A 22,559-nucleotide genomic window follows, 5' to 3' on the forward strand; every position below is an offset into this window, starting at 1 on the left:
GTTAGAAGCTACTCAGGGGTAAGCCCAATTATCGAGCGGTACAGCTAACATGATGGGATGGGGTGTCGGTTGGCTTGACGCTGGAAATCCAACCAGGTTTTAGGCGAAAGCCCTGATTACGAACCCAATTTAATGCATCAATTTTGTCATGCATTTAAATTGGGTATTATTAAATGCCGAACAGGTTATACAATTCTAAATTATTTAATGGGACTCCATTAGGGGGGTCACGCAGGTTTATTCAACTCCAACTTTTTTCAGCGCTGCTTCAGCCGCACGTTTTTCAGCATCTTGTTTACGACGCCCAGTTCCGACACCGTAAACTTTTCCTTTTACGCGCACTACAGCCGTGAATTCTTTAGCATGATCTGGTCCGGATTCATCAATAACAAAATATTCCGGCTTTTCGACAAAGTTGGCTAACGCCCATTGCTGCAATCGACCTTTGGAGTCTACGAGAATACTAGAATCTAGAGTTGTTTCAGTGGAACAGAGATCTCTAACTGCAGAACTAAACAAAGGTTCAATAAAAGTGATAACTGCATCAATGCCTGAATCGAGAAAGTAAGCACCAACAATGGCTTCAAACGTATCACTGAGCAACGACGAATTTTTGCGTCCTCCTTCTTTTATAGCACCATTACCTAACCTCATTTTTTTAGCTAAATCTAGTTCTTTTGCAAATACTGCTAACTGTTGTCCTTCAACTAATTTAGATCGCAGACGTGTAAGTTGAGATTCGTTCATCTTCATCGCTGGATCATAATTATAGAGAAACGCACCACTAATAAAATTTAGTACAGCATCACCGAGAAACTCTAAACGTTCGTTGTCTTCACCTGCACTAGGGTTTTCGTTAATGTATGAACGGTGGGTGAGGGCACGATTGAGAAGAGAAGGGTTGCGGAAGGAAGGAAGTTTTGATATTTCATCTAATCTTTCTATGATGTGGGATTCATCAGCAATATCAATTAGACTCTGACTCACCCCACCTTGTTGAGCGAAAATTATGACTTTCTTCCCTTTATTTTTTAAGACATGACCTAGACTGGTAAAGTCACCATCTCCTGATGCGATAATGAAGATATTAGCTGAGGCATTACTATAGGCTTCTTCAATACAATCAACTATTAGTTGGTTGTCTACACTGTTCCTGGTCAAGGAGGGAACGTTAATTCTTTGAAAACCAATACCACTTAAAAACTTGGCATATTTTTTATTTTCTCGCTGCCAATTGGAATATGCTTTTTGACAAATTACATCACCTTGTTCGTTGGCAAAGGCTTTCAAAAACTCGGCTCTTTCTTTGCTGACTTTAACATTTTGGCAATCCCAATAAAGTGATACTAGAGGAGATGAATTATTTGTTGTACTGCTTTTTAATGTGTTATTTTTTTGTGCCATGCTGATACATTAAATATACAAAAATGAATCATTAAACTAATCTACTAGATTAAGAGTTATTTGTTTTTAGTTTTTGAACGTTAAATCATTTAGCAATATGGATGTTTTCAATAAATTGTGTGTGAACGTCAAAGTATTTGAAAAATTTGTTCAACCAAGGCTGCCATTTTACAAAGGCTTGAAACTAGCTATATACTCAAGATACCCCAAAAGCACTTCCTGAATTGGCAGTAAGTTTTTATAATTCTGCATCTCAAGGGGCATTTGCTGGATAGTTTCCATTAAATTATGAGCCATCTGGGGATTATCTTCAAGCACTCGCAAGGGATGAACGTAAGTACGCACGGTAAACAGAATGTCACCACTGGTTGCTAACCGTCTTAATGTCTGACGTTCAATTCTCAGAAACAGCTTATCCCCAGCATTTTGGCAATTTATCGTTGTCTCCCAACCTGGTTTTGCGTTCTCTGGGGGAAAGAATAGTTCGGGAGACTCGACAATACTCCAGTTTAATCGCCAAACCGGATGATCAGATTTGAGGCGATTAAACACACTATCCACAGGATGCGCCAGCTTTTCAGAATATCCCGGAACCGGGGAGTGGATTTGAGTCAGGGGACATCCCAACTTTTCTCGCAGTCGCCAACGCAAGGGAAAGCAGAGGGAGGCGGCGACTAAACGATACCCTTGACGCGATCGCTCCATCAATAATAAATCCTCTTGTACCAGACGCCCAGCTAAATCCAGGGGGGCTGACTCGAAATCCGAAATATGCCAAACTTGATGGGTTGCGATCGCCTCAATCCTTTGATCGTGGCGTCGATAATGCTGGGGAAAGCGTTTCAGCAGATGATCCAGCAGTAACTCTAGCACCTCTTTCTGACTGGCTGCAGTTCCGGGGAGACTGGCAAATACCTCTGAATGTCGAGTCTTGAGCAGAGTATCCTTTTGTGACAAATACTTGACAAACTGGTCATCAATTTCAATCCAATCTTGGGGATCAAGAGCTTTGAGACTCATTCTCATTTGCCATTTTCCCTCAGCAAAGGGTAGATATAGATGAATACTTTACAATACATAAATACACGACGAATACATGAATGCATGATTTCAAAAGCGTTCCCCTACGCCCAAATGCACCTGAGAATCCCCCTGATCATTTAAGCCAAAATCAACCTGTACTGGACCAAAAGGCGATCGCACTCTCACCCCAACCCCATAACCCAATCCACTCCCTGGCTTATCCCGCACCTCTCCCGGTTCCCCAGTAACGGTATCCCCTGAGCCTAAATCTGTGGCATAATCCGCAAATATCCGACCCCCCAACCAAGTAAACACCGGAAACCGATATTCCGCCGTGGCTTGCAGGTAAGACCGACCTGCACCCACTTCCCCACTCTGATAGCCGCGTACCGAACTCCCCCCGCCGAGGCTAAAGGCTTCATAAGCCGGTAAATCGCCAATCACGGTTCCTCCCTGAAGATTAAACACCAAGGTTTGATCGCCAGTCGTGAACCCAAATAACTCCATCGGCACATACTGGGTATAACTTCCACTCACCCGGTTAAAAATAATATCGGCTTCACCCACAGGAACTGACTGATCCATCCCGACTCTGACATTAGATCCTTGGCTGGGATAATCGGTATCATCGCGATTATCTTGCACCGCCGATAGATTCACCGTCAATAAATCATCTTGACCGCGATCGCTTAAACTCAACGGATTGCCAAATTCATCCACAGGCTGCACCTGATCGGTAAACGCCTGATCCCGGATCGACACGCGCTGATAAGATACTCCTACCCCAGCCTGCCAATTCCCTCCCAGAGGACGAAACAGTTCCCCACTTCCCCCCAAACGATGCACCCACGGCGTTTCCCCATTCGGCAAATCCACCTCGCGATCGCCGCCAATAAACACTTCTGAGGGAGAACGCTGATTAAACACTGCCAAACTGTATCCTGTCCGCAACGGATCACCCGCAATCCACGGATCAGTAAAACTCACCTCAAATCCTAGGGTATCTTCGCCCCCTTCCAGTTCTAGCGCCAAGTTCTGATTATTTCCGCCCAGATTCTCCTCCTCTAACCGCAACACCCCATAAATCCCCTTTGCCCGACTTGAACTGGGAAAAGCCGTGACATTAAAGGATGAATCCTCAACCACATTCACAATCATGACAATTTGATTAGGTTGATTCGTCTGTTGGAGACTGAGGGTAGCATCCTCGACACTATCTAACTCCGTTACTCGTTCTAACCCTTGCTGGGCGACCTCTGGGCGATAAACGTCTCCGGGTTGCAGATCAAATTCTCGCGTAATGATATACGGACGAGTGTTTCCGGGAGTGGGTTGACCGTCTTGATCGACAAAGCGAACTTGGATATCCGCGATCGCAATAGATCTCCTAGAAGGAATAGGATTACGGTTTGGTGATTGAGGACGTTGAGGCACATCGGGGAGAGTCGTCTGCTTCTGGAAGGGTTGCGATCGCCTCTGGCGGTACGTGGGGTTTAATCGCGCTTCGATTGGCATCCCCTGATTATCCACAAACGAACCATACTCAACTGGCGAAACTGCCTCTATTTCCTGTCCCCGAATCGATGCAGCCGCCAATAATTCTGCACCTACCCCAGCCAATACTAGGGGAAGAATAAACCACTTGCGCCACCGTTGGTAGAACCCCATCAGCCACCTTACCCGCTACGTGCCAGTTCCGCTTTTACAACCGATTTTATCAGTATATTTCCCATCAGGGAAGGTAGAGATATTCCGCCGGAATATCTCTACAATAATGTTACGCTCTGTTGAAATTCCTAGAAATTCCCAAAACCCGGACAAAGCACATTCAAAAGTTCAGGCGGAATCTCCTCATAATGTTCCAGCACAAAGTCCATAAAGGCGAGATGGCGCAAATCTCTGGGTTGAGGACGGCGGTAATTGCCACCTCTTCTAAACCAACTATCAACAGTAGACATGGAACGGGAACAGATAAAAGCCATCGTTTCATGATTCACCAGCCATTTCGCATAAAACTGTTGCGGCGTCATTCCCAGTTGACAGTAACCATAGAGGTCAATTAAAGCCTGTTCGCGTTCAGTGAAGGGACGGGGTTTCATCGGCTTTCCTCCCAAGGTTCCAGGTCATCTTCCCAAGCCGTATCAGCTACCGTCCACCGGGAACTGGGGGAACATTTGTCCAGCCAAATCAGATAACACCATGTCCAACCACAGTGATGAGACGCAAAGCCGTAGAATCTGCCGATCGCAGTTCCCCAGTCTGGAGATGTTGGCGGATGGGGGAGTTTCGGGTTGAGGCTGTCTGCGCGATCGCGAATCCATTGCAGCTTGTCCCCATAGAGGAATCTCGGTGGCTTGACGTGAGGGAAGTCAGTGGGAAGTTCAACGGCTGAGAATCGCTTGTGACTAAAGCTGATGGGTAAGTCGCAGCAGCCATAACCCATAGTTTTAAGGTAGCCGGATACAATTTTGCTATTGAGAGTCGCGGTTAACTCGCGGATCAGGATCGCGGCGAGGCTTTCGAGTTCCGACTGGCTTACATTCATCCCGGCTGCATCAAACTCAGTGTTACAGAGGGTTTGCAGGCGAGAGAGGAGGGAGGCGATCGCAAAATCATCCAAGGCTTGCTGATAGCCCCTTTGGTCAGTGGATGGGCGAATTAAGCCGCGATCGCACGTACTTTTTGAGAAATTTGGCATAGGATTGAAATTGCTCCTATTCAATAGTGGGAGTCAGCGCCAGACCTATCGCTTTGGACGGCAGGAGGTCTGGCGTTTTTGTATAGTGCCTGCGCGTTTTCTAAACACTTGAAATACTTGAATTTAGTTAACGCGCATTTACTGTACATGACTATATTAGAACATGCGCGTTAACTAATCAATAGGGAATGTTAGAATTTTTTTAGAATATGCGTATGAACTAAACGATAATATGCCCAAAGGTAAAAAGCGCGTCAGGGGAGAACCCGTTGATCACAATGAATTAAAGAAAAGTCTTAACTTGACAGTTACACCTACAGGGGCGCGTGGACTAGAAGAAATCGCGCAGGAATTGGGGTTAAAGTCAAAAAGTGAGTTAGTGGATCAGATTGGGCGTAGACGGCTAATTGTTTCTCCGAATCCAGTAGTTGAGAAGGATACAGAGGATTAACCGATTTTTTGTTGTTAGTTCTGGGCAAGAATAACGATTTTTGTAGAAGCAAAGTCTTCTTGCCTTAAACTGAGGATGAAGCATAGATTCTGGCATGGCTGGCTCAGTGGGACTTGAATACGTAGTCGATACAGCGCGTCGAGTGTGGAACATGGAACCCCACTACAACGTGCGTATTCCGCCAGCGTCACAAGCATACAAACCTGTGGCAATTGACGCCTTATGGACAGATTATGGACTCCGCCCTAGTGCGACTAATCTGGCATTTATGGTTCAAGTTGTTCCACAGCAAAGTATGGAACAGTGGCGGAGATGGCTGCGTGATTTGCCCCTCCGTGCAGGGTTACTCGTTTCGGAGGAGAAGTATCTGCTTCAGTATTACGAGCCATCCGGTAAGTTAGAAGAACGGGAAATAGAACCAGAATCTCTCGCTGTAGAACTTACTGCACCCCAAAGTCGTCTGTTTACACCAAAAGCGTTGACAGAGTTTCGTACTGGTCAGCTTTCCTTAGCCGATTTAGAAGAATCGATTTCTGAGCGTAGCTTTTCCTTTATACTGAGACAACGAGAAGCGCTTGATCAAGCCTTTCAACAGGCAATTCAGGGAATAATTGAAGAGATTGGTCTTCCCACTCAGCGAAAACACTCACAAAGCGATCGATCCTCTCGTACCAAGATAGCCGGTCATGGGATTCGAGTCGCGATCGCATTTCTGGCTGCCCGTATCTTAGAAGACAAGGGATTCTTTGGTTCCGACTCTATCCCAACCAATGACCCTCGAAGCTTGCTCAACCGCACCGTACCGCGTGCAAATGGTTTTTTCAAGAAAGCGTTGGAGGAATCCATCCCCCACTTGAATGATCGGGTATTGCAACATCTGGCAGTTAACCTGGGAAGCCGAGTCAGCTTTGCTCTGGTTGATCACAAAGATGTGGGATTGTTGTATGAGCGAGCCATCAAGGAATTACCGCGAGAGCTTGGAGGTACAGCCTGGAGTGATTTACAGCGACATTATACTCCAGTTGCGATCGCGGAGCGCATGTTGGAATTGCTTCCCTTAGAACGGTTAAGACCAGAAGAACGAGTTATCTTTGATCCAGCCGCAGGTTCAGGTAGTCTCCTCTTAGCCGCCACATCTCGTCTGGCGGGAATGTCTGATATTCCTGAAGATATCAACCAGCGAAAAATCTATCTTGAACAGCACGTCGCGGGTAATGATTTAGACCAATATGCAGATTTGGTAACACAACTGCGATATACTTTAGCCAGAGAATCGCTGGGTGAAGCTGTACCCTTTCCCTTTCCTGCTCACTTTTCCCATCATAATTACGAGACTTTAAATAAAACGAATATCGGCATCAAGCCGCGTGTTGTTGTTGCTAATCCTCCTTTTGCTGAAGATGGAAATATTCAACGTGCTGCCCGATTTATAGAATGCGCTTTAAGTTGGTTAGAAGAGGGCGGTCAGTTTGCTTTTATCTTACCTCAATCTTTTTTGACCAGCACAACCCATGGTGTACCAAATGCCCGTAAATTAATGACTGAACGCTGCCAATTATTTGAAGTATGGCAATGTCCAGAAAAAACAGTAGGAATTGATGCAGAGCAAGCTGTATGTGTTGTTATGGGAAGTTTGGGTAAACCTAAAATAACACGACCTACTGCTGCACGAGCAATTTTTTCTAGAGTTAGAATTACTGAGGCTCGTGAAAATGGATTTCTCGGTTCTACATGGATTTCACAGTTAGCTTCTGATGGCAGTAATTGGGCATCTTTTACAGCACCATCCATCTATATTCCTGTCTCAACGGTTCCTCTGGGCAATCTTTTCTACGTTTTTAGTGGTGTCACTCTTAAGAAGGGTTACAAGCCAATTAAGAAATGCTCATCGGAGGATAAGTGTAAACTCTATTGGCAAATGAAATGGCGGGATAAAAAAAGACTCTGGGCTGATCCAACACAAGTGAATGAAAATGAGCGTTGGATCAAGTATACTTCTGACTTTCTTTACAGAACAGCAACAGAGTTTGCTGACTTGTTTGACCTACCCAAGATTTTAGTTGGTCGTGCAGTTAATCGTGGATCGGAAAATCCTCTAGCAGCCCAACTTGACACTACAGGTTTTTGCCCAGACAACCATATTTTTTGTATTTTACCCATTGAGCAGATAAGAAAGCATAACAGCGGATACAAAACGAATAAAACTCCTGAAGGATGGGAACATCTAGCCTATGAAGAGCAACAATTATGGCTACTAGGTATTCTAGCGTCAAAGCTTGCAGGTCAACTTTCCCTAATTGGACGCAATACTCGTGGACTTACAAAGAATGCACTTTGTCAACTACCATTGCCACTAAAAATTGATTTACGGATAATTGAGATTACTCACCGAATTATCCAACGTGATCAAAATCATAGTCCTATTCCTGCACCCGATAACTTACGGGAACAACTAGATAAGGTAGTAGAAGAGTCATACGGTAATCCTACCTGGATAGAGATTAAGCGCACAGGAGTACCTCCAGAATTGGAAGAGTGGAAACTAGAACGTACAAAACCTACATTGACTGTCATTGGTCAAGTTCTCGAAATTTCCAAAGATAATCGTCAGATTCTATTTAATCTGAGTGGTTTGTTAGATGATCAGGATGAAGCATGGCTTCCACTGCTTCCAGAAATCCCCGGTTGGGCGCTTGATGGTACAGTTTTCGAGGCTGAATTAAGCGAAGATGTGGAAACATTTGAAGAACTTGCTCAACGTCCTTGGGCACTTAGACGTTTCCGCCATACGCCTTATCCCTACCTGACTAATGCTGAACTTAAAGAGAAACTTAGGATAGACAGTATTGAGAGTCGCTTATGACATGTGAGATTGCCTTTTTACCTGTTGGAAATGCGGATAGTATCGTTATTTGTCCTGACAATGATACGACTGTTGTAGTTGATATAGGCAATCCACGCTTACTAGACAAGTGGCTTCAGAACAAGCCTTATCAAAATATAAGTCAGGTTTACATTACTCATGCTCACCGAGACCATTTTCCCCAGTTAGTTAAACTTGTACAATTCCTGAAACTTTGGATAAAACGCGGCAACGTTGAGAAATTTATGCTTCCTCATTCGGTATACAGAGATGCTGTAGAAAAATTATCTACAAAAAGAGGACAAACTCCTGCATATCAACAACTTGAATTTGCCCTAAATCAGCTAGATGATTGGGACAGAAGGAATATTATTCGTATTTTACCCGCTTCATCGGGTTCAAATCCATACTCATACGGACACTTGCAGATAAATGTTTTACATCCAAGAGTGCCATTTATTGAAACACACTTAGCTAAAACGAGTAGTAAGCTTAATGAGATATCCCTGGTATTACGAGTTACTTACGGGAATTTTGCCGCACTGTTACTTGCGGATATCGAAGGGGCTGGACTGAGGGAGTGTATAGAGATTTGCCAAGCAGAGGAACTGAACGCGAACCTTGTGAAAATTCCTCATCATGGCGCATTTCCTAAAAATGGAGAGGATCTCAGAGAATTACTGGAAGCAATTGATGCAGAAATAGCCGTTTTATCCGTTGGGAGTACGAATCGATATGGACACGTTATGCCAAAACTTTTTGATTTACTAATCCTTCTAAAAAATGATACTTCCCGGCGACTAGACAATTTTATCTGTACTGAAGTTACCAGAACCTGCGTTTACTCAGCAAGCCAACGTGCTGAGATGGGTAAAGATGGACTGAAGAGTAAACAGTTATGTGCTGGAGAAATTACTATTTTAGCTGAAACTTCTGGAGAGTGGGAACGGAAAACTCAGACTAATCATGCCGATGTCGTTTCTAAATTTAAATATGCGGCATGTGATGGTCGGGCTGACCTTGGTTAATTAGTCTCACCAACCTCCCATATTAAATTTGAACGATCGCGTAACTCCGAATCTGCCAAGGCGCTATCTTCAAGGCTTGCAGCGTCGGCGATTCTGGAGACTGATCCACAGGACGTTCCAATAAATCCACGCAACCATTTATCGCCAAACTTAAATCACTATTGAATGAAAATTCCGCTTCCTCTCCCTGAGATTCATAACACCGCAGAATCCAACGGTGGGGATTATCTTGCGATCGCTTGAACGCAATCATGACTAAATTTTCTGCCGATAACTCTAGCAAGGAACCCCCAGGGGGCAATGATTTAACACAAATGCCACTGACTTTAGAGTTTGTAGTAAGCGCTTTAGCGCTTCTGGCACGCTTCGTGCTACTACGAACCCAGCTTAAGTCAGTGCCATTCGATTTAACACCCTGATTCGCTGTATCTTCTAACCGAACGACTTGCAGGGGAAAATTTAACTCATACCCTCGCTGAACCGTTTTCGCGGCTTGCCAAGTTCCCGCATGAGGATAAAGGGCGTAGGTGAAGTGGTGAATTCCGCGATCGGCATCGGGATGGGGCCACATTGGGCTTTTGAGTAGGGTTAATCGGAGTTGAGAGGGTTGGGCGTCATAGCCGTATTTACAATCATTCAGGAGACTCACGCCGTAAGTTTTATCACCCAAATCTGCCCAACGTAAGGCTGGAACCTCCCACTTGGCTTGTTCGGCAGGGGTTTGGGGTTTGGTGGGGCGTTGGATGGCACCGCAGGGAATCTCATAGGTGGCGTAGTCGGCTTCTAGGTTTAAGGGGAATGCGGCTTTGACTAATACCTGGCGTTCCTGCCAATCTACGGTTGTGGCTATTTTAAGTAGGGGTGAATCTGATGTCAGGATGTACTCTTGGCAAAATTGGGATTGTCCTAATTGGCGAATGACTTGGAGACGCGATCGCAGATTTCCTTGTTCTAGCCATTGAATCGATTTTAGTTGGGTTGGCGGTAAGGGATGTTGATGGTAATTGGGGTCAATATTCCAGGCGTCCCAATATTGACCTTTGTCTTCAAAGGCTTGCAGTTGATTTCCTGCACCGCTTAAGATTTCTCGCTGGTTGGGTTTATCAAAGATGCTGCTTAAGTCGCCTGTATTGGGATTGACGATGACTCGCAGATAGTCATTTTCGAGGATAAATTCGTTGTTGGGTTGGGGATTGGGGTGATTGTTTTCTGGGGGGGTGTCTGTGGGACAAAGCCAGACTATTTTATAGCCGATCGCGGGGATATCTTTTGCCTGAAATAGCAGATGGGTTTGACCTTTCGCTTCGCTTATATGGAATCCGGTTTGGCTGGGGATTTTTTCGCCGTTACTATCGTAAATTTGCCAGGTTTGATTGTTGGTGATGGGGAACTGTTTTTTCAACGCAGAGGTTCGCAGAGGTTCGCGCAGAGGTTCGCAGAGGGAGGGAGGTAAGGAGATGGTAATGAGTTCTGAATGTTGCCAGTTGAGGGGATTGAATAGAATTAGGGGTTGGGCGTTGGGGTGAGGGGGTGAAGGGAGGGTGATTTGGGACGCGATCGCGTTTAGGGATTCGGCTATGATGTCTTGGGTGACTGTTTCCACGTCTTGCCATTTTTGGTTGGCTTCAATGAAGACTTCGGGAATGGAGGTTCCGGGTAATATATCGTGGAATTGATTAAATAGAACGTTTTTCCAGGCGGTTTCTAGTTGAGTTTGAGGATAGTTTTTTGTAGTGATTAGGGTGGCGAGGGAGGCAAAGAGTTCGGCTTGATACAGTAATCCTTCGCAGCGACGATTCCAGCGTTTTTGATCAGCGTGGGTGGTATAACAGCCGCGATGGAGTTCTAGATAGAGTTCATTATTCCAAATCGGATTAGGGATGGGTAATTTGTAGGGGCGGGTTTCACTATTATCGTTGTTTGTTTCCCTGATTTGACTAAACCCGCCCCCGGAGACGCGCCGTGGCACGTCTCTACACATCATTTCCCTATCTTCTAATTGATTCTCAAGATTCTGCAAATATTTCAATGCGGTGGTAAATTCTATATTGGGGAAGAAGGGAGACTGTTGCCAACGCTGGGCGACTTCTAACATATCGCGAGTGGGACCACCGCCATGATCGCCTACACCGGGTAACCAAAAGATATCCTTAATTTTTGTTTGGGTTTGCCACTTAATCCCATAATTGGTCATGGTAATTGGATTCGTGTCCATGACTCCAGTAATATTAGGCGGCGACATTAAACTGAGAATTCGAGTTCCATCCGGTGATTGCCACCAAAAGAGGTGATAGGGGAATTCTGTGGTGTCATTCCAGTGTAGTTTTTGGGTGACAAAATAGTTTATTCCGCCTTGTTTTAAAAGTTGTGGTAATTGCCACGTAAAGCCAAAACTATCTGTTACCCAGGCGACTTGATTAATTTGACCGAATTTTTCTTGGGTATAACGTTGACCATAAAGAAGTTGCCGGACTATGGATTCACCGTCAATTAAATTGAGTTCTGGTTCAACCCACATTCCGCCAATGGTTTCCCATTTTTTGTCTATGACTTGCTGTTTGATTCGGTTAAATAAGTCAGGACGATTCTGTTCTACCCAGTCATAAAGGGCAGGTGTCGTATGGCAATAGGTTAAATTAGGAAAGTCTTGCTGTAAATTGAGAACCGATTCAAAGGTTCGCACGGCAACATCCCAGGTTTCCTGAGTTGACCATAACCAAGCCATATCTAAATGGGCATGACCGAGTAGGTGGAATGTGGCGTTAGGGGTTAGGTTTTGGGATAGTAAATTTTGGCGTAATTGAGTTAGCGATCGCGTAAACTGATCGGCATCAGATACCCTCTGCCAGTCAATCTTAGATACAGCCACCGCCAGCGTTCCTAATTGTTCGGGTGCAAAGGCGGTTAAATAGTTCTGTAATACGGTTAATTCATCCGCCACAAATCCAGGATCAAGGGAGTTTGTTGATTCATAAATACAGGACGATCGCATTAACCCGCCAATATCATGACCTGGACTAACTAACCGTACCATGACAGTAATAATTTCCCCAGGACTAACGGCTGAACTGAGGAGGACTCTCGCTGACGAATCAAATAAGTCTCCTTCTTGGACTAACTCGCCATTAACAAAAATTTTGGCATCTTCCGCCCACCAGGTTAGGGCTAGTCGTAGGGTTAATCCGGCTAAAGGATAACCTTGTAAATCCTGGGGAATGATAAATTGTTGCCCGAACCACATTACTTGGCGTCCGGCTGACCAGATAATATAGCCTTTATCATTAAGTTCACTACTTGACCCGTTGGCAAAAATGTGGTTAATCATCTCCTCCAGAGGCAGATCTTCAGACCACAGTTTCCAATTAGTCTGCACATTCACCTGAGTTAAGGCGCGGAGTTTGGCAATAGAGTCAGAAAGGAAGGGTAAGGAAGACATAGTAATGAATGATAAAAATGAATAGTTAACAATCACAATTACGAAAACATCTGTCGCATTAATCCGCCTTTGAACCCGTTTTAACGGGTTTTAGCTTTTAGCCGGAAATTTATTTCCTGGCTAGACTGAATTAAGGGTGTATGGTGGGTGAGGCCAGCGTTTATGGCGAAGACAGCGCAACTACGAACATTCGCTAAGAAAGCGATAAAGTATGGAATAATAAATAAGTCATCGCTGCTTCTGCTTGCATCACCATGTCTGCTTCTACCCCAGGTGGCTACCGCAGCCGATTGTTCAATCTTATCAATCATCATTCTCGCCGATTCATCGATCGCGGTGAACGGGCAATCCGACATCTGAAAGTCGCGGCTGTTTGGGGAACGCAGATTCTCCTCTATCCTATATATATGGTGGTTCAAGCCAGTCTCACGGCTGGGCGGCAACTTTCGGCAGAGGCAAAAGCGGGATGGATTCGATTAAAAGCCTTGACCCAATCCCAACCGCCAGAACCACCGCCTGCTGTTGATACGCCGATTCAACGGGTTCTTAAGCAAGTCGAAACCTTACAATTCACATCTTGCACCATTCTCAATAGGGCGGTTAAAACCGCAGCTACACAAACGAAACCCGCCTTCGCGGGTTCCCCAATCCTGGTTCCGCTAGTCCGCGAAGGCGGACTTGGTTTGTCTAGCTGCGAATTTGATTCGCCAAGGCTTATTGGAATAGAACCAAATCAAATAACAGATACTCCTAATCTAAATATCTCCTCATCCTCACGGGTAGAGATTCAAGGTGTAGCCACCCTCCTCCCCACCCGAACCCTAGTTCTGGTTTCCATCACTAATGAAATTTTGGATATCCTCACCCCAGAACAACAACAAAAACTGGCGGCGAGAATAAGCTGGGAATTGGCTACCCTTTATCGTCAGTGGCGTTTAACTGATAATTTAAAGACTTCCAGAGTGCAACGGCAATTGAGTCACTTGGCTAAACCCTCTCTGTTTCTCCCCTTAAGACTATTCTGGCAACTCATGGCATGGGTGCAAACCAGTCCGGTTGCGATCGCGATTAATCTCTTCGGTGAGTCTAGTTTAGTCCCTGTCAGGGATTCAGCATTCTCAGAACCCGCATCTGATGCCGAAATTACCCAAAACCTTGCCTCTTCCTGGTGGGAACGATTGACACCAGGGGTAACCTTAGCCGCGATCGATGACACCATCGCCCAGTGGGAATTGCACCCGTTACAGACATCGAATCACGTTGCGATCGCACTCCGTCACCGCAGCCACAGTTTACTGCAAACCTTCCAAACCTCCTTCATCACCCCTCGACAGTCAACTGATCCAACCCAGACATCAGCATCTCACTCCTTTTGGCTGATGGGATTAATTTACGCCGCGATCGACTACTTTTTTGGTCAGCGTAGTTCTAACCCATTCCATCACCAAGACACAACCTCAGTTAACCCCACCGAGGACATTAATCAACGATTCGCTAACTCAACAAGTTTCGTCACCCTTCCTGGGGCAGAATTCACGTATACAACTGAACCTGATCCATGGTTAAACTGGGATGATTTATTTGGGTGTCCAAACCCCACGTTCACACCAAATATAGCATTACAAATTTCAGGACTTTCGACATTAGAAAATAACTTAAAACCTGAAACAGTTGTCAAGACGCCCGACTGGATTGAAACGGAGGCAATTTCCACAGGATATGTTAAACATCCCTTAGAACAAATCCTAGAATGGTTGGATGTGGGTATGCTTTTGCTGGAGGAGGTAACGATTAAAGCTTGGCAATGGATGCGACAATTTTTTACTAAGGACAATGCATGATATTAAGTTAGGTTGAAGGTAGTGGAGGAGATGGGGGGATGGGTGAGTCATGTTCCAGACGTGGTGCAAGAAGCGTCTGTGTGTAGGGGCGGGTTTAGGGATTAATATTGAATGTTATCCCTAGCTTGGCTGCAAAACCCGCCCGACCAAATAACAAATGACGAATGACGACTTATGACTATCCCGCGCACGATTTGCCTCGGATTCTTAGCCATGATTACCGTAGGCACATTTCTGTTAATTCTACCGTTCTCTACTCAAGATGGAACGTGGACTGATCCAATTACCGCCTTATTTACCGCCACCTCGGCTGTCTGTGTCACGGGTTTAGCTGTCGTTGATACGGGCAGTTATTTTTCCGGTGTCGGTCAGTTTTTTGTCCTTGCCTTATTCCAGCTTGGCGGGTTAGGCTATATGACAACCACGACCTTTATGTTACTCTTAGTGCGTCGGAAGTTTAACTTGCGCCATAAAATAGCCATTCAACAAGCGTTTGATCGTCCCGGCTTAGAAAAAAGTTCGTTTGTTATTCGCTCAATTATTGCCACAGCATTGATTTTTGAATTAACCGGATTTTTCTTGTTGTTACTCGTCTTTGTTCCAGATCAAGGCTGGAATCAAGGCTTGTGGTTAGCTCTTTTTCACAGTGTTAGCGCTTGGAATAATGCCGGATTTAGTTTGTTTCCCGATAGTTTAATGGGCTATCAGTCCTCTATTGGGTTAATTATGATTATTTCAGGACTGATTGTCTTGGGTGGAATTGGTCAACCCGTCATTTTTGAATTGTATCTCTGGTTACGCGATCGCTTTCAGTATAAACACGAAAAACTCACGTTTTCGCTTAACTTCAAAGTGGTAACCAGTACAACACTATTCCTGTTAATCTTAGGCACAATTGCCTTCTTCTTTGTCGAAGTCAATAACGCCAACATTTTAGGAAATTTGAGCTTCCGGGATAAACTCTTAAACGCCTGGTTTCAGTCGGTGACAACTAGAACAGCAGGATTTAACACCATTGATATCGGTAAAATGACAGCAGCGGGTTTATTTATGACGATTGCCTTCATGTTTATCGGTGCAAGTCCCGGCGGAACCGGGGGTGGTATGAAAACGACAACGTTTCGGGTGTTAGCGAATTGTACGAAGGCGATTTTACAAGGAAAAGAGGAAGTTTATCTTTACCAACGTCAGGTTCCGCTCAACCTAATCTTAAAAGCCACGGCGGTTCTGGTTGGTTCTGTCACCACCGTAATTATTTCGACCATTTTAATTGCGATTACCGATCCCCAGGTTCCGTTTATTCAACTCCTCTTTGAAGTGGTATCGGCTTTCGCCACCGTGGGACTTTCAACAGGCATTACCGCCAGTCTCTCGGCGTTGGGAAAACTTATTTTAGTGGCAACCATGTTTATCGGACGGGTGGGAATTATCGCATTTATGGCAACCCTTCTCGGCGATCCGCGTCCTAGCCACATTCGTTATCCGGAAGAAAATCTACTGGTAGGATAATGCTAATCTAATGGGTATAGGGTTATGATTAATAATATTTCATTGAGGAAAGGATAAGGGTGTGAGTTGGTCATCTGTAGGGTTCTGGCGGAAGCTGCATCGCGAAGATAAGCAATTTGCTGTCATTGGTTTAGGGCGGTTTGGACGAGGCGTTTGCTCATCCCTACACCATCTGGGACACGAAGTCTTAGGAACGGATATTAATGAAAAACTGGTTACTCAAGTCTTGACCGACCAAATCGCCGCCCATGCGATTCAACTCGACTCCACCGATCCCAAAGCCTTGAAAGAGGCGGGAATTTTTGAGTTTGATACGGTGATTATTGCGATTGGCAACTATTTACAGGAAAGTATTATTACCACGCTCAATATTAAGGAAGCGGGCGTCCAATACGTGGTGGCTAAAGCGTCTTCAGAAGTTCATGGTAAATTGTTAGAACGGGTTGGTGCGGATCGAGTGGTTTATCCGGAATATGAAGCGGGTTGTGCTTTGGCGCGATCGCTGACTCAGCCTTCTATTTTAGATCGGTTTGAGTTAGACCCGAATCACAGTATTGTCGAGATATCGGTTCCTGAAGAGTTTAATGGCAAAACTGTGATGGAACTGCAACTGCGGAATCGCTATGGCTTAAACTTATTGGCAGTTGGTCAAGATGATCAGTTTGAGATTAATCCCGCTCCCACAACTCGCTTATTTAAAGGGTTTGCGATGGTGGTGATTGGTTCCAATCGAGATATTGAGCGTTTGCCTATTTAAGCAGGGAACAGGGAACAGGGAACAGGTACTGTAGGGGCGGGTTTCACTATTATCCTTTCTTCTCTCACCTAAATGGAATGCCAAGAGTTTGTAGTAAGCGCTTTAGCGCTTCTGGCACTAAAGTGCCTACTACGAACCCAGCTTAAGTCAGTGACATTCCACCTAAATGTGACTAAACCCGCCCCGATTCCCCTATCTTTCATCATTAATAATTCATACAACTTGAATTTCATCCAATTGTGCGATCGCGACATCTGCATCCGGGAAATGAATCGAGGTTCCCCAGCTAATTCCAATACAACCCGCCGCACCCGCACGACTTGCCATCGCCATGTCTCCGGCTGAATCTCCCACCATCAGCGTTGCACTCGCAGAAACGTCCAAACGTTCACAGGCTTGCAGAAATAACGCTGGATCAGGTTTACTAAGGTCTGTATCAACTCCTTGTTGTAATTGAATATAAGGTTCTAACTGGTGACGTTTCACAAAAGCCTGCACTCCTGCTGTGGAAGCCGCCGACAGAATTCCCAATTTTAAACCCGCTTCAGACAAGGATTTGAGGATATCTAAACTCCCGGCAAATAACGGTGAAGTTCCCGCAGCATCCTTGAGATATCGCTCTGCTTCGACAAAGGCATTACGGGCAATTTCCAGAGATTCTAACCAACCTCGCCCCGTTTCCGCAATATAAGCCGCTGCTGCAATTTCACTTTCCCGACGGCTACCCACCGCCATCAATCCCGTCGGATCAAGGCTATCATCCTGAATCCCAAACGCCATCAGCAAGGGTTCACCCACACCAGGAATTTGAGCATCAATCAAGCGCGATCGCTTATGCGCCAATTCTCGCAAAAAGGCTTGTGAATCTTCTAACGTCCCATCTTTATCAAAAATGATCGCTTCTATATTCGGGAATGTCATCTCCCGACAGCGAATACTTACCAAGGGTTACACTCCTAGAACACGGCATATCAGCTATCAGAGATTATCTTCCCATGTTGCTGATGATTCGTACAGGAGTGCAGGGGGTACAGGTGTAGGGGCGGGTTTTACCGATAACATTTTGCCACAAACCAATAACGTGACTAAACCCGCCCTTGGGAAAACAGGCGGAGTTACAGCGCTTTGCACTTTAATAAAGTACGGTAGATCAAAGTCCCCCTTCAGATCCCCCTCCCGTCCCCCTTCAAAAGGGGGAAGCCAAAGGATGCTTCGCTTTTATTGCACGGGGATTTAGGGGGATCTGACAATGTACCGCATAGCAGAGCAAACTGCTGTAGTCAGGGCGGGTTTTGTACAAACGTTACCATCAATAGTGACAAGAAAATCCCTAAACCAGCCCCTACAAACCAGGACTCTTGAGCCAAGCAAAGAGTCTTCCCAAATATTTAATAGAACATGAAACTGTTTAAGCCTGTCGCAGGTGTTTCTTGATTCACTTGGACGGCTGGAGACATTGAGGAGGTTGGCGTTAAAATTGCTGTACCTAATAAGGTAAAAAATCCCACAAATCCTACTAATAATAGTGTAGTGGCTTTGGCGTTCGATGTTCCTTCCTCAACAGACTGATTGACGGTAATTGAGCAGTCTTCTCTAATAATCGTACTCCACTCACTGCCACTTGCTGCCCACAAGCCCAGCAAATTTAAATCACACAAGGAGTCATTGAATGGGGTTGTGTCTTGGGGATAAATTTTCTGTGACATTATGATAGGTTTCCTTTATTAACGCAGTTTGCTAACTAACAAATAGGTAATTTTGCTCATGGCGCTGACAAAATTTTACCTTTTGATCGCTTTTTAGTATAGGCGAACCCTTCTTAAACGAATAACACTTTTAAAAAATTGAAACATTCAAGAGAGTAAAACATATAGAATTTGTTACAAAATCAGAGGTCATGCATTTACAGTAGGGGCGCACAGACGTGCGCCCTTTTAAGTAGTCGGACAAAAGAAAACGGTACTGTATTAAGTTTTACAAATCGCCCTCAAACCTTTACTGTTGCCTGTTGCCTGTTGCCTGTTGCCTTGCTTACTCCCTTCTGCCTGCGGCTGTCTTGTACCCCCCAGCATAAGTAATCACACACATATTTCGATACTGAATATGATAGCCAAAGGCTACACCCGCAACTTGAAAAGCGGAATTAAAAATATTGTTTCGATGCCCAATATTTCCCGTTTCTCCTTGATCGCGAACATGATCCTTCGCCGCTTGCGACATCCCTAGAGATAGTTTTAACGGCGATAAGGGACGAGTGGATTGGATAAAATCAATCGCCTCATCAACCGCATTGACACCTTCAATGGTGCGTAAAAATACCTGTTGAGAAAGTTTAACCTGGTTCCCCGAAAAGCGCTGTTTCCAGTTGTTTAAAAGCGGAAGATAAGACCTGGGCGTTGTTCGCACTTTATTCATTTCCTCAATCACCCTCAATTCCAATGGCGAGAGAATAATTGTCTGTGCTGAATTCATCATTGATCCTTGGGTGTGGGATATCACATAATTACAATAGACGTATTGGGTTCTGGAAAAACGGCTCACGGAAGCTACCCTATCCCTGCTGTCGCCCAGAACCTTGATATGTACTCGCCCATTACCAATTTCTCAGGACTAACGCTGTGCAAATTCCTCGGCTGCACCCAGACACCATCGCCCAAGTCAAAGAACGAGTAGACATTGTTGATATCGTCTCGGAGCAAGTTGTGCTGCGAAAGCGGGGTAAAGACTATGTGGGCTTGTGTCCCTTCCATGGCGAAAAGACACCCAGTTTTACCGTCAGTCCCAACAAACAAATGTACTACTGCTTCGGCTGCGGTACGGGTGGAACTGCGATTAAATTCCTCATGGAAGCGGGAAAACAGTCCTTCAGCGAGGTGGTTCTGGACTTAGCTCGGCGCTATCAAATCCGAGTGAAAACCCTGGAACCTGAACAACGTCAGGAATTACAGCGTCAGCTATCCTTACAGGAGCAACTGTATGAGATTTTGGCACTCGCCGCCTCATTTTATCAGCACGCACTCCGACAACCCCAAGGACAGCAGGCGCTGGAGTATTTGCAATCTCAGCGACATCTGGGTGAGGAAACCCTACAACAGTTTCAGGTAGGCTATGCACCAGCGACGTGGGAAACGCTGTACCGTTATCTGGTGGAGCAAAAAGGCAAACCCGTACAACTGGTTAAAGATGCGGGATTAATTTTGCCACGCAAATCAGGAGACGGCTATTATGATCGGTTTCGCGATCGCATCATGATTCCGATTCATGATCGTCAAGGGCGAGTGATTGGGTTTGGTGGGAGAGCATTAGGGGATGAACTTCCCAAATATCTTAATTCTCCCGAAACGCCGCTATTTAATAAAGGGAAAACCTTATATGCCTTAGACAAAGCCTACAACGCGATCGCGGATCAGGATCAGGCTGTAGTGGTGGAAGGCTATTTTGATGCGATCGCGCTGCATCGGGTAGGGATTCACAACGTCGTCGCTTCCTTGGGTACAGCCTTAAGTTTGGATCAAATGCGCCTACTGCTGCGTTACACCGAATCCAACCAAATCATCCTCAACTTTGACGCCGACAAAGCCGGAACCACAGCCGCCGAACGCGCGATCGGAGAAATTGCCGACTTAGCCTACAAAGGACAAGTACAACTGCGGATACTCAACCTCCCTGATGGTAAAGACGCCGACGAATTCCTCACCCATACCCCCGATGGTGCAGAACAATACCAACAGCTACTCCAAAACGCACCCTTATGGTTACATTGGCAGATTGATCAACTCATAATTGGAAAAGATCTCAAGCAAGCCCCCCAATTTAAACAAGTTGCTCAGAAAATCGTCAAATTGCTGTACAAATTAGAGGACGTTAACCAGCAAAGTTATTACATCAACTACTGTGCCGAAAAGCTGAGTCTAGGAGAAAGCCAAATGATTCCTCGACTCGTCCAAGCGTTACAGACGCAACTGAATACATTACGCATCACTCCAATCAAAAAAGATGACAAGTCTAATCTAAAGCAGCAAAACTTACCCATTTCGATTGACTTATCCATTAGTCAAGAACACAGTCTACTCGAAGAAGCGGAAGCCTTACTCTTACGAATTTATCTGCATCGTCCCGAATATCGCCAGACGATCATCGACATCTTAGATGCCAAGGATTTGTTGTTTAGTCTTTCTCCTCACCGATTTTTGTGGCAGCAAATCTTAGACGTGCAATCTGTCGCACAATCTATCCTATTACAGCACCCTGAAAAGCTAATTTCCCTATTACAAGACCGCAGTATCCAGTTTCCAGAGGAAATGGTTCTGGTGGAACATTTATTCCACTTAAATGAAAAGCGTAGTCAAGATCTTACTCGCACTCCCTTAGCCATTCGTACCGCCGCTGCTTGTTTAGAAGTCGTGACGTGGAACAAACACAAGCGATATTGTATAGAACAATGGCAAAAGCTAAATTTTGCTACTGACCCGAAACTTAAGGAATACTATTCTCAAGGAATTCGGGAAGCCTATAAACGCTTGCAAGAGTTACAGAAAATGCGTCAAACTAATATCTTAGACATCCATCAATTTGCCCCCATATAGTTAGGATCTGCTGAATGAGTTGTGGTTGTGGGTGGAGCTGGGGAAGCTGGGGAAGCTGGGGGAGCAGGGGAAGCTGGGGGAGCTGGGGAAGCTGGGGGAGCTGGGGAAGCTGGGGAAGCTGGGGAAGCTGGGGAAGCTGGGGAAGCTGGGGGAGCTGGGGAAGCCAGGGTCAAAGCGATTTTAATTTTTCTTGATATGTCCTAACTAGAGTGCGTAGTGCTATAATGCTAAGCTCTAGTCTTAACAGTTAAAAACAGAATAAAGTATCGCGAGTTTGGCGACCTGTGGTGGGGTTTGTACCTGTAGCCATTTGACACAATTTTTCTTCAGCTTTGGGATCAAGAAAAGCATCGGTAAAATCAGCCCCTTCAATTGTCGCACCATCAAACTGAGCATTGAAAGCATAGGCTCCTTCAAGCACAGCATTTTTCAAATTAGCACCATTCAAACGCGCTTTATCTAACGTTGAGTAGCTGAGATTTGCCCCTTCCAAATTCGCCAATTTCAGATTTGCCCCAAAAAAACTAACCCCCTGCAACTCCGCATGGCTAAAATTACTTTCTCGCAAATCAGCCTGGTTAAAACTGGCATCAGTCAGCACGCGATCGGAAAAATCTGAATTAACCAAATATTCTTTGTTATAATCCACAGCCAAAGCCGGGGCAGCGTGAAGCATCGCTAGGGTAAAAGGGCTAGCGATAAAAATTAAGAAGCTAGCTATTCCAACTAAAATGAATCTGAACATAATTGGTGAAATCTGTAGATGTTTCTGACCAATTATATAAGGAGGCGGACTTGGAGCCTGTCCTCAAAGGTCGTGAAGGGTTAACTAACAGTCCGTAAATATCTAGACAATTAGTGACATAACTGGAAATTTTCTATGATATAATTAGGCAATGTCTAGTTTAACCCCCCAAGAAGCAGCTACTCTACTAGGTGTGACGGTCTTGCACGTTGCACCGA

Annotated in this window: 18 protein-coding genes; 8 read left to right on the plus strand and 10 right to left on the minus strand. The window is 45.1% G+C overall.

Translation table 11 applies throughout. The features are described from left to right. Window positions 1-237: 237 nt before the first annotated feature. The 5 genes from rnc to RH949_RS27010 all read right to left on the minus strand — a co-directional run bounded on the left by rnc (window position 238) and on the right by RH949_RS27010 (window position 5,125). On the minus strand, window positions 238-1,404 hold the full coding sequence (gene rnc, locus RH949_RS26990; protein ID WP_446357474.1) for a ribonuclease III: 1,167 nt from the start codon (window positions 1,402-1,404) through the stop codon (window positions 238-240). A gap of 168 nt (window positions 1,405-1,572) precedes the next feature. Then, window positions 1,573-2,424 (minus strand): heme-dependent oxidative N-demethylase family protein, encoded by an 852-nt coding sequence (locus RH949_RS26995; RefSeq protein ID WP_446357476.1) that lies wholly within the window; start codon window positions 2,422-2,424, stop codon window positions 1,573-1,575. A gap of 90 nt (window positions 2,425-2,514) precedes the next feature. Next, entirely contained in the window at window positions 2,515-4,095 is a 1,581-nt protein-coding gene (locus tag RH949_RS27000; RefSeq protein ID WP_446357478.1) for a BamA/TamA family outer membrane protein, read from the minus strand. Window positions 4,096-4,223: 128 nt separating this feature from the next. Beyond that, window positions 4,224-4,526 (minus strand): helix-turn-helix domain-containing protein, encoded by a 303-nt coding sequence (locus RH949_RS27005; protein WP_446357480.1) that lies wholly within the window; start codon window positions 4,524-4,526, stop codon window positions 4,224-4,226. Further along, the gene (locus RH949_RS27010; RefSeq protein WP_446357482.1) at window positions 4,523-5,125 is read right to left on the minus strand and encodes a hypothetical protein; all 603 of its coding nucleotides are present in this window, start codon (window positions 5,123-5,125) and stop codon (window positions 4,523-4,525) included. The genes RH949_RS27005 and RH949_RS27010 overlap by 4 nt, the downstream gene beginning before the upstream one ends. A 232-nt stretch (window positions 5,126-5,357) precedes the next feature. Here RH949_RS27010 and RH949_RS27015 point away from each other — a divergent pair, with 232 nt between their 5' ends. From RH949_RS27015 to RH949_RS27025, 3 genes are all read left to right on the plus strand, one after another. Next, window positions 5,358-5,576, plus strand: coding sequence for a hypothetical protein (locus RH949_RS27015; protein ID WP_446357484.1), 219 nt, complete (start codon window positions 5,358-5,360; stop codon window positions 5,574-5,576). Between the two features lie 94 nt (window positions 5,577-5,670). Then, window positions 5,671-8,439, plus strand: coding sequence for an N-6 DNA methylase (locus tag RH949_RS27020; protein WP_446357486.1), 2,769 nt, complete (start codon window positions 5,671-5,673; stop codon window positions 8,437-8,439). Then, window positions 8,436-9,467: a ComEC/Rec2 family competence protein gene (locus RH949_RS27025; RefSeq protein WP_446357488.1), complete on the plus strand. Its 1,032-nt coding sequence runs from the start codon at window positions 8,436-8,438 to the stop codon at window positions 9,465-9,467. Before RH949_RS27020 ends, RH949_RS27025 begins: the two co-directional genes overlap by 4 nt. 22 nt (window positions 9,468-9,489) lie before the next feature. Here the strand turns inward: RH949_RS27025 and RH949_RS27030 are convergent, their stop codons facing one another. Continuing rightward, window positions 9,490-12,903, minus strand: a complete 3,414-nt coding sequence (locus tag RH949_RS27030; protein WP_446357490.1) for an alpha-mannosidase — start codon at window positions 12,901-12,903, stop codon at window positions 9,490-9,492. 254 nt (window positions 12,904-13,157) lie between these two features. Here RH949_RS27030 and RH949_RS27035 point away from each other — a divergent pair, with 254 nt between their 5' ends. From RH949_RS27035 to RH949_RS27045, 3 genes are all read left to right on the plus strand, one after another. Further along, on the plus strand, window positions 13,158-14,744 hold the full coding sequence (locus tag RH949_RS27035; RefSeq protein WP_446357492.1) for a hypothetical protein: 1,587 nt from the start codon (window positions 13,158-13,160) through the stop codon (window positions 14,742-14,744). A 174-nt stretch (window positions 14,745-14,918) separates the two neighbouring features. Continuing rightward, window positions 14,919-16,253 carry a TrkH family potassium uptake protein gene (locus tag RH949_RS27040; protein ID WP_446357494.1) on the plus strand — a complete coding sequence of 445 codons (1,335 nt, stop codon included), beginning with the start codon at window positions 14,919-14,921 and terminating at the stop codon, window positions 16,251-16,253. 61 nt (window positions 16,254-16,314) lie between these two features. Next, window positions 16,315-17,010: a potassium channel family protein gene (locus RH949_RS27045; RefSeq protein ID WP_006104163.1), complete on the plus strand. Its 696-nt coding sequence runs from the start codon at window positions 16,315-16,317 to the stop codon at window positions 17,008-17,010. Between the two features lie 213 nt (window positions 17,011-17,223). Here RH949_RS27045 and RH949_RS27050 read toward each other — a convergent pair whose 3' ends face one another. The 3 genes from RH949_RS27050 to RH949_RS27060 all read right to left on the minus strand — a co-directional run bounded on the left by RH949_RS27050 (window position 17,224) and on the right by RH949_RS27060 (window position 19,485). After that, the gene (locus RH949_RS27050) at window positions 17,224-17,955 is read right to left on the minus strand and encodes an HAD family hydrolase (protein WP_446357497.1); all 732 of its coding nucleotides are present in this window, start codon (window positions 17,953-17,955) and stop codon (window positions 17,224-17,226) included. 443 nt (window positions 17,956-18,398) lie between these two features. Beyond that, window positions 18,399-18,716 carry a hypothetical protein gene (locus RH949_RS27055; RefSeq protein ID WP_044209748.1) on the minus strand — a complete coding sequence of 106 codons (318 nt, stop codon included), beginning with the start codon at window positions 18,714-18,716 and terminating at the stop codon, window positions 18,399-18,401. Window positions 18,717-19,041: 325 nt separating this feature from the next. After that, on the minus strand, window positions 19,042-19,485 hold the full coding sequence (locus tag RH949_RS27060) for a CAP domain-containing protein (RefSeq protein WP_446357499.1): 444 nt from the start codon (window positions 19,483-19,485) through the stop codon (window positions 19,042-19,044). A 143-nt stretch (window positions 19,486-19,628) separates the two neighbouring features. Here RH949_RS27060 and dnaG point away from each other — a divergent pair, with 143 nt between their 5' ends. Then, window positions 19,629-21,596 carry a DNA primase gene (gene dnaG / locus RH949_RS27065; RefSeq protein ID WP_446357501.1) on the plus strand — a complete coding sequence of 656 codons (1,968 nt, stop codon included), beginning with the start codon at window positions 19,629-19,631 and terminating at the stop codon, window positions 21,594-21,596. A 21-nt stretch (window positions 21,597-21,617) separates the two neighbouring features. Then, entirely contained in the window at window positions 21,618-21,800 is a 183-nt protein-coding gene (locus RH949_RS27070) for a hypothetical protein (protein ID WP_446357503.1), read from the plus strand. 43 nt (window positions 21,801-21,843) lie between these two features. On the opposite strand, the gene RH949_RS27075 is transcribed toward RH949_RS27070, so the two are convergent. Then, the gene (locus RH949_RS27075) at window positions 21,844-22,341 is read right to left on the minus strand and encodes a pentapeptide repeat-containing protein (RefSeq protein ID WP_446357505.1); all 498 of its coding nucleotides are present in this window, start codon (window positions 22,339-22,341) and stop codon (window positions 21,844-21,846) included. Window positions 22,342-22,559 lie beyond the last annotated feature (218 nt).

Origin of the sequence: Coleofasciculus sp. A1-SPW-01 (assembly GCF_040217205.1) — a bacterium.
Lineage (GTDB): Bacteria > Cyanobacteriota > Cyanobacteriia > Cyanobacteriales > Coleofasciculaceae > Coleofasciculus > Coleofasciculus chthonoplastes_A.

Coding starts and splice junctions, on each gene's coding strand:
- RH949_RS27075 (WP_446357505.1), bottom strand. CDS start 22,341: ATGTTCAGATTCATTTTAGTTGGAATAGCTAGCTTCTTAATTTTTATC.
- RH949_RS27020 (WP_446357486.1), top strand. CDS start 5,671: ATGGCTGGCTCAGTGGGACTTGAATACGTAGTCGATACAGCGCGTCGA.
- RH949_RS27035 (WP_446357492.1), top strand. CDS start 13,158: ATGTCTGCTTCTACCCCAGGTGGCTACCGCAGCCGATTGTTCAATCTT.
- RH949_RS27030 (WP_446357490.1), bottom strand. CDS start 12,903: ATGTCTTCCTTACCCTTCCTTTCTGACTCTATTGCCAAACTCCGCGCC.
- rnc (WP_446357474.1), bottom strand. CDS start 1,404: ATGGCACAAAAAAATAACACATTAAAAAGCAGTACAACAAATAATTCA.
- RH949_RS27005 (WP_446357480.1), bottom strand. CDS start 4,526: ATGAAACCCCGTCCCTTCACTGAACGCGAACAGGCTTTAATTGACCTC.
- RH949_RS27055 (WP_044209748.1), bottom strand. CDS start 18,716: ATGTCACAGAAAATTTATCCCCAAGACACAACCCCATTCAATGACTCC.
- RH949_RS27025 (WP_446357488.1), top strand. CDS start 8,436: ATGACATGTGAGATTGCCTTTTTACCTGTTGGAAATGCGGATAGTATC.
- RH949_RS27060 (WP_446357499.1), bottom strand. CDS start 19,485: ATGATGAATTCAGCACAGACAATTATTCTCTCGCCATTGGAATTGAGG.
- RH949_RS26995 (WP_446357476.1), bottom strand. CDS start 2,424: ATGAGTCTCAAAGCTCTTGATCCCCAAGATTGGATTGAAATTGATGAC.
- RH949_RS27000 (WP_446357478.1), bottom strand. CDS start 4,095: ATGGGGTTCTACCAACGGTGGCGCAAGTGGTTTATTCTTCCCCTAGTA.
- RH949_RS27010 (WP_446357482.1), bottom strand. CDS start 5,125: ATGCCAAATTTCTCAAAAAGTACGTGCGATCGCGGCTTAATTCGCCCA.
- RH949_RS27015 (WP_446357484.1), top strand. CDS start 5,358: ATGCCCAAAGGTAAAAAGCGCGTCAGGGGAGAACCCGTTGATCACAAT.
- RH949_RS27040 (WP_446357494.1), top strand. CDS start 14,919: ATGACTATCCCGCGCACGATTTGCCTCGGATTCTTAGCCATGATTACC.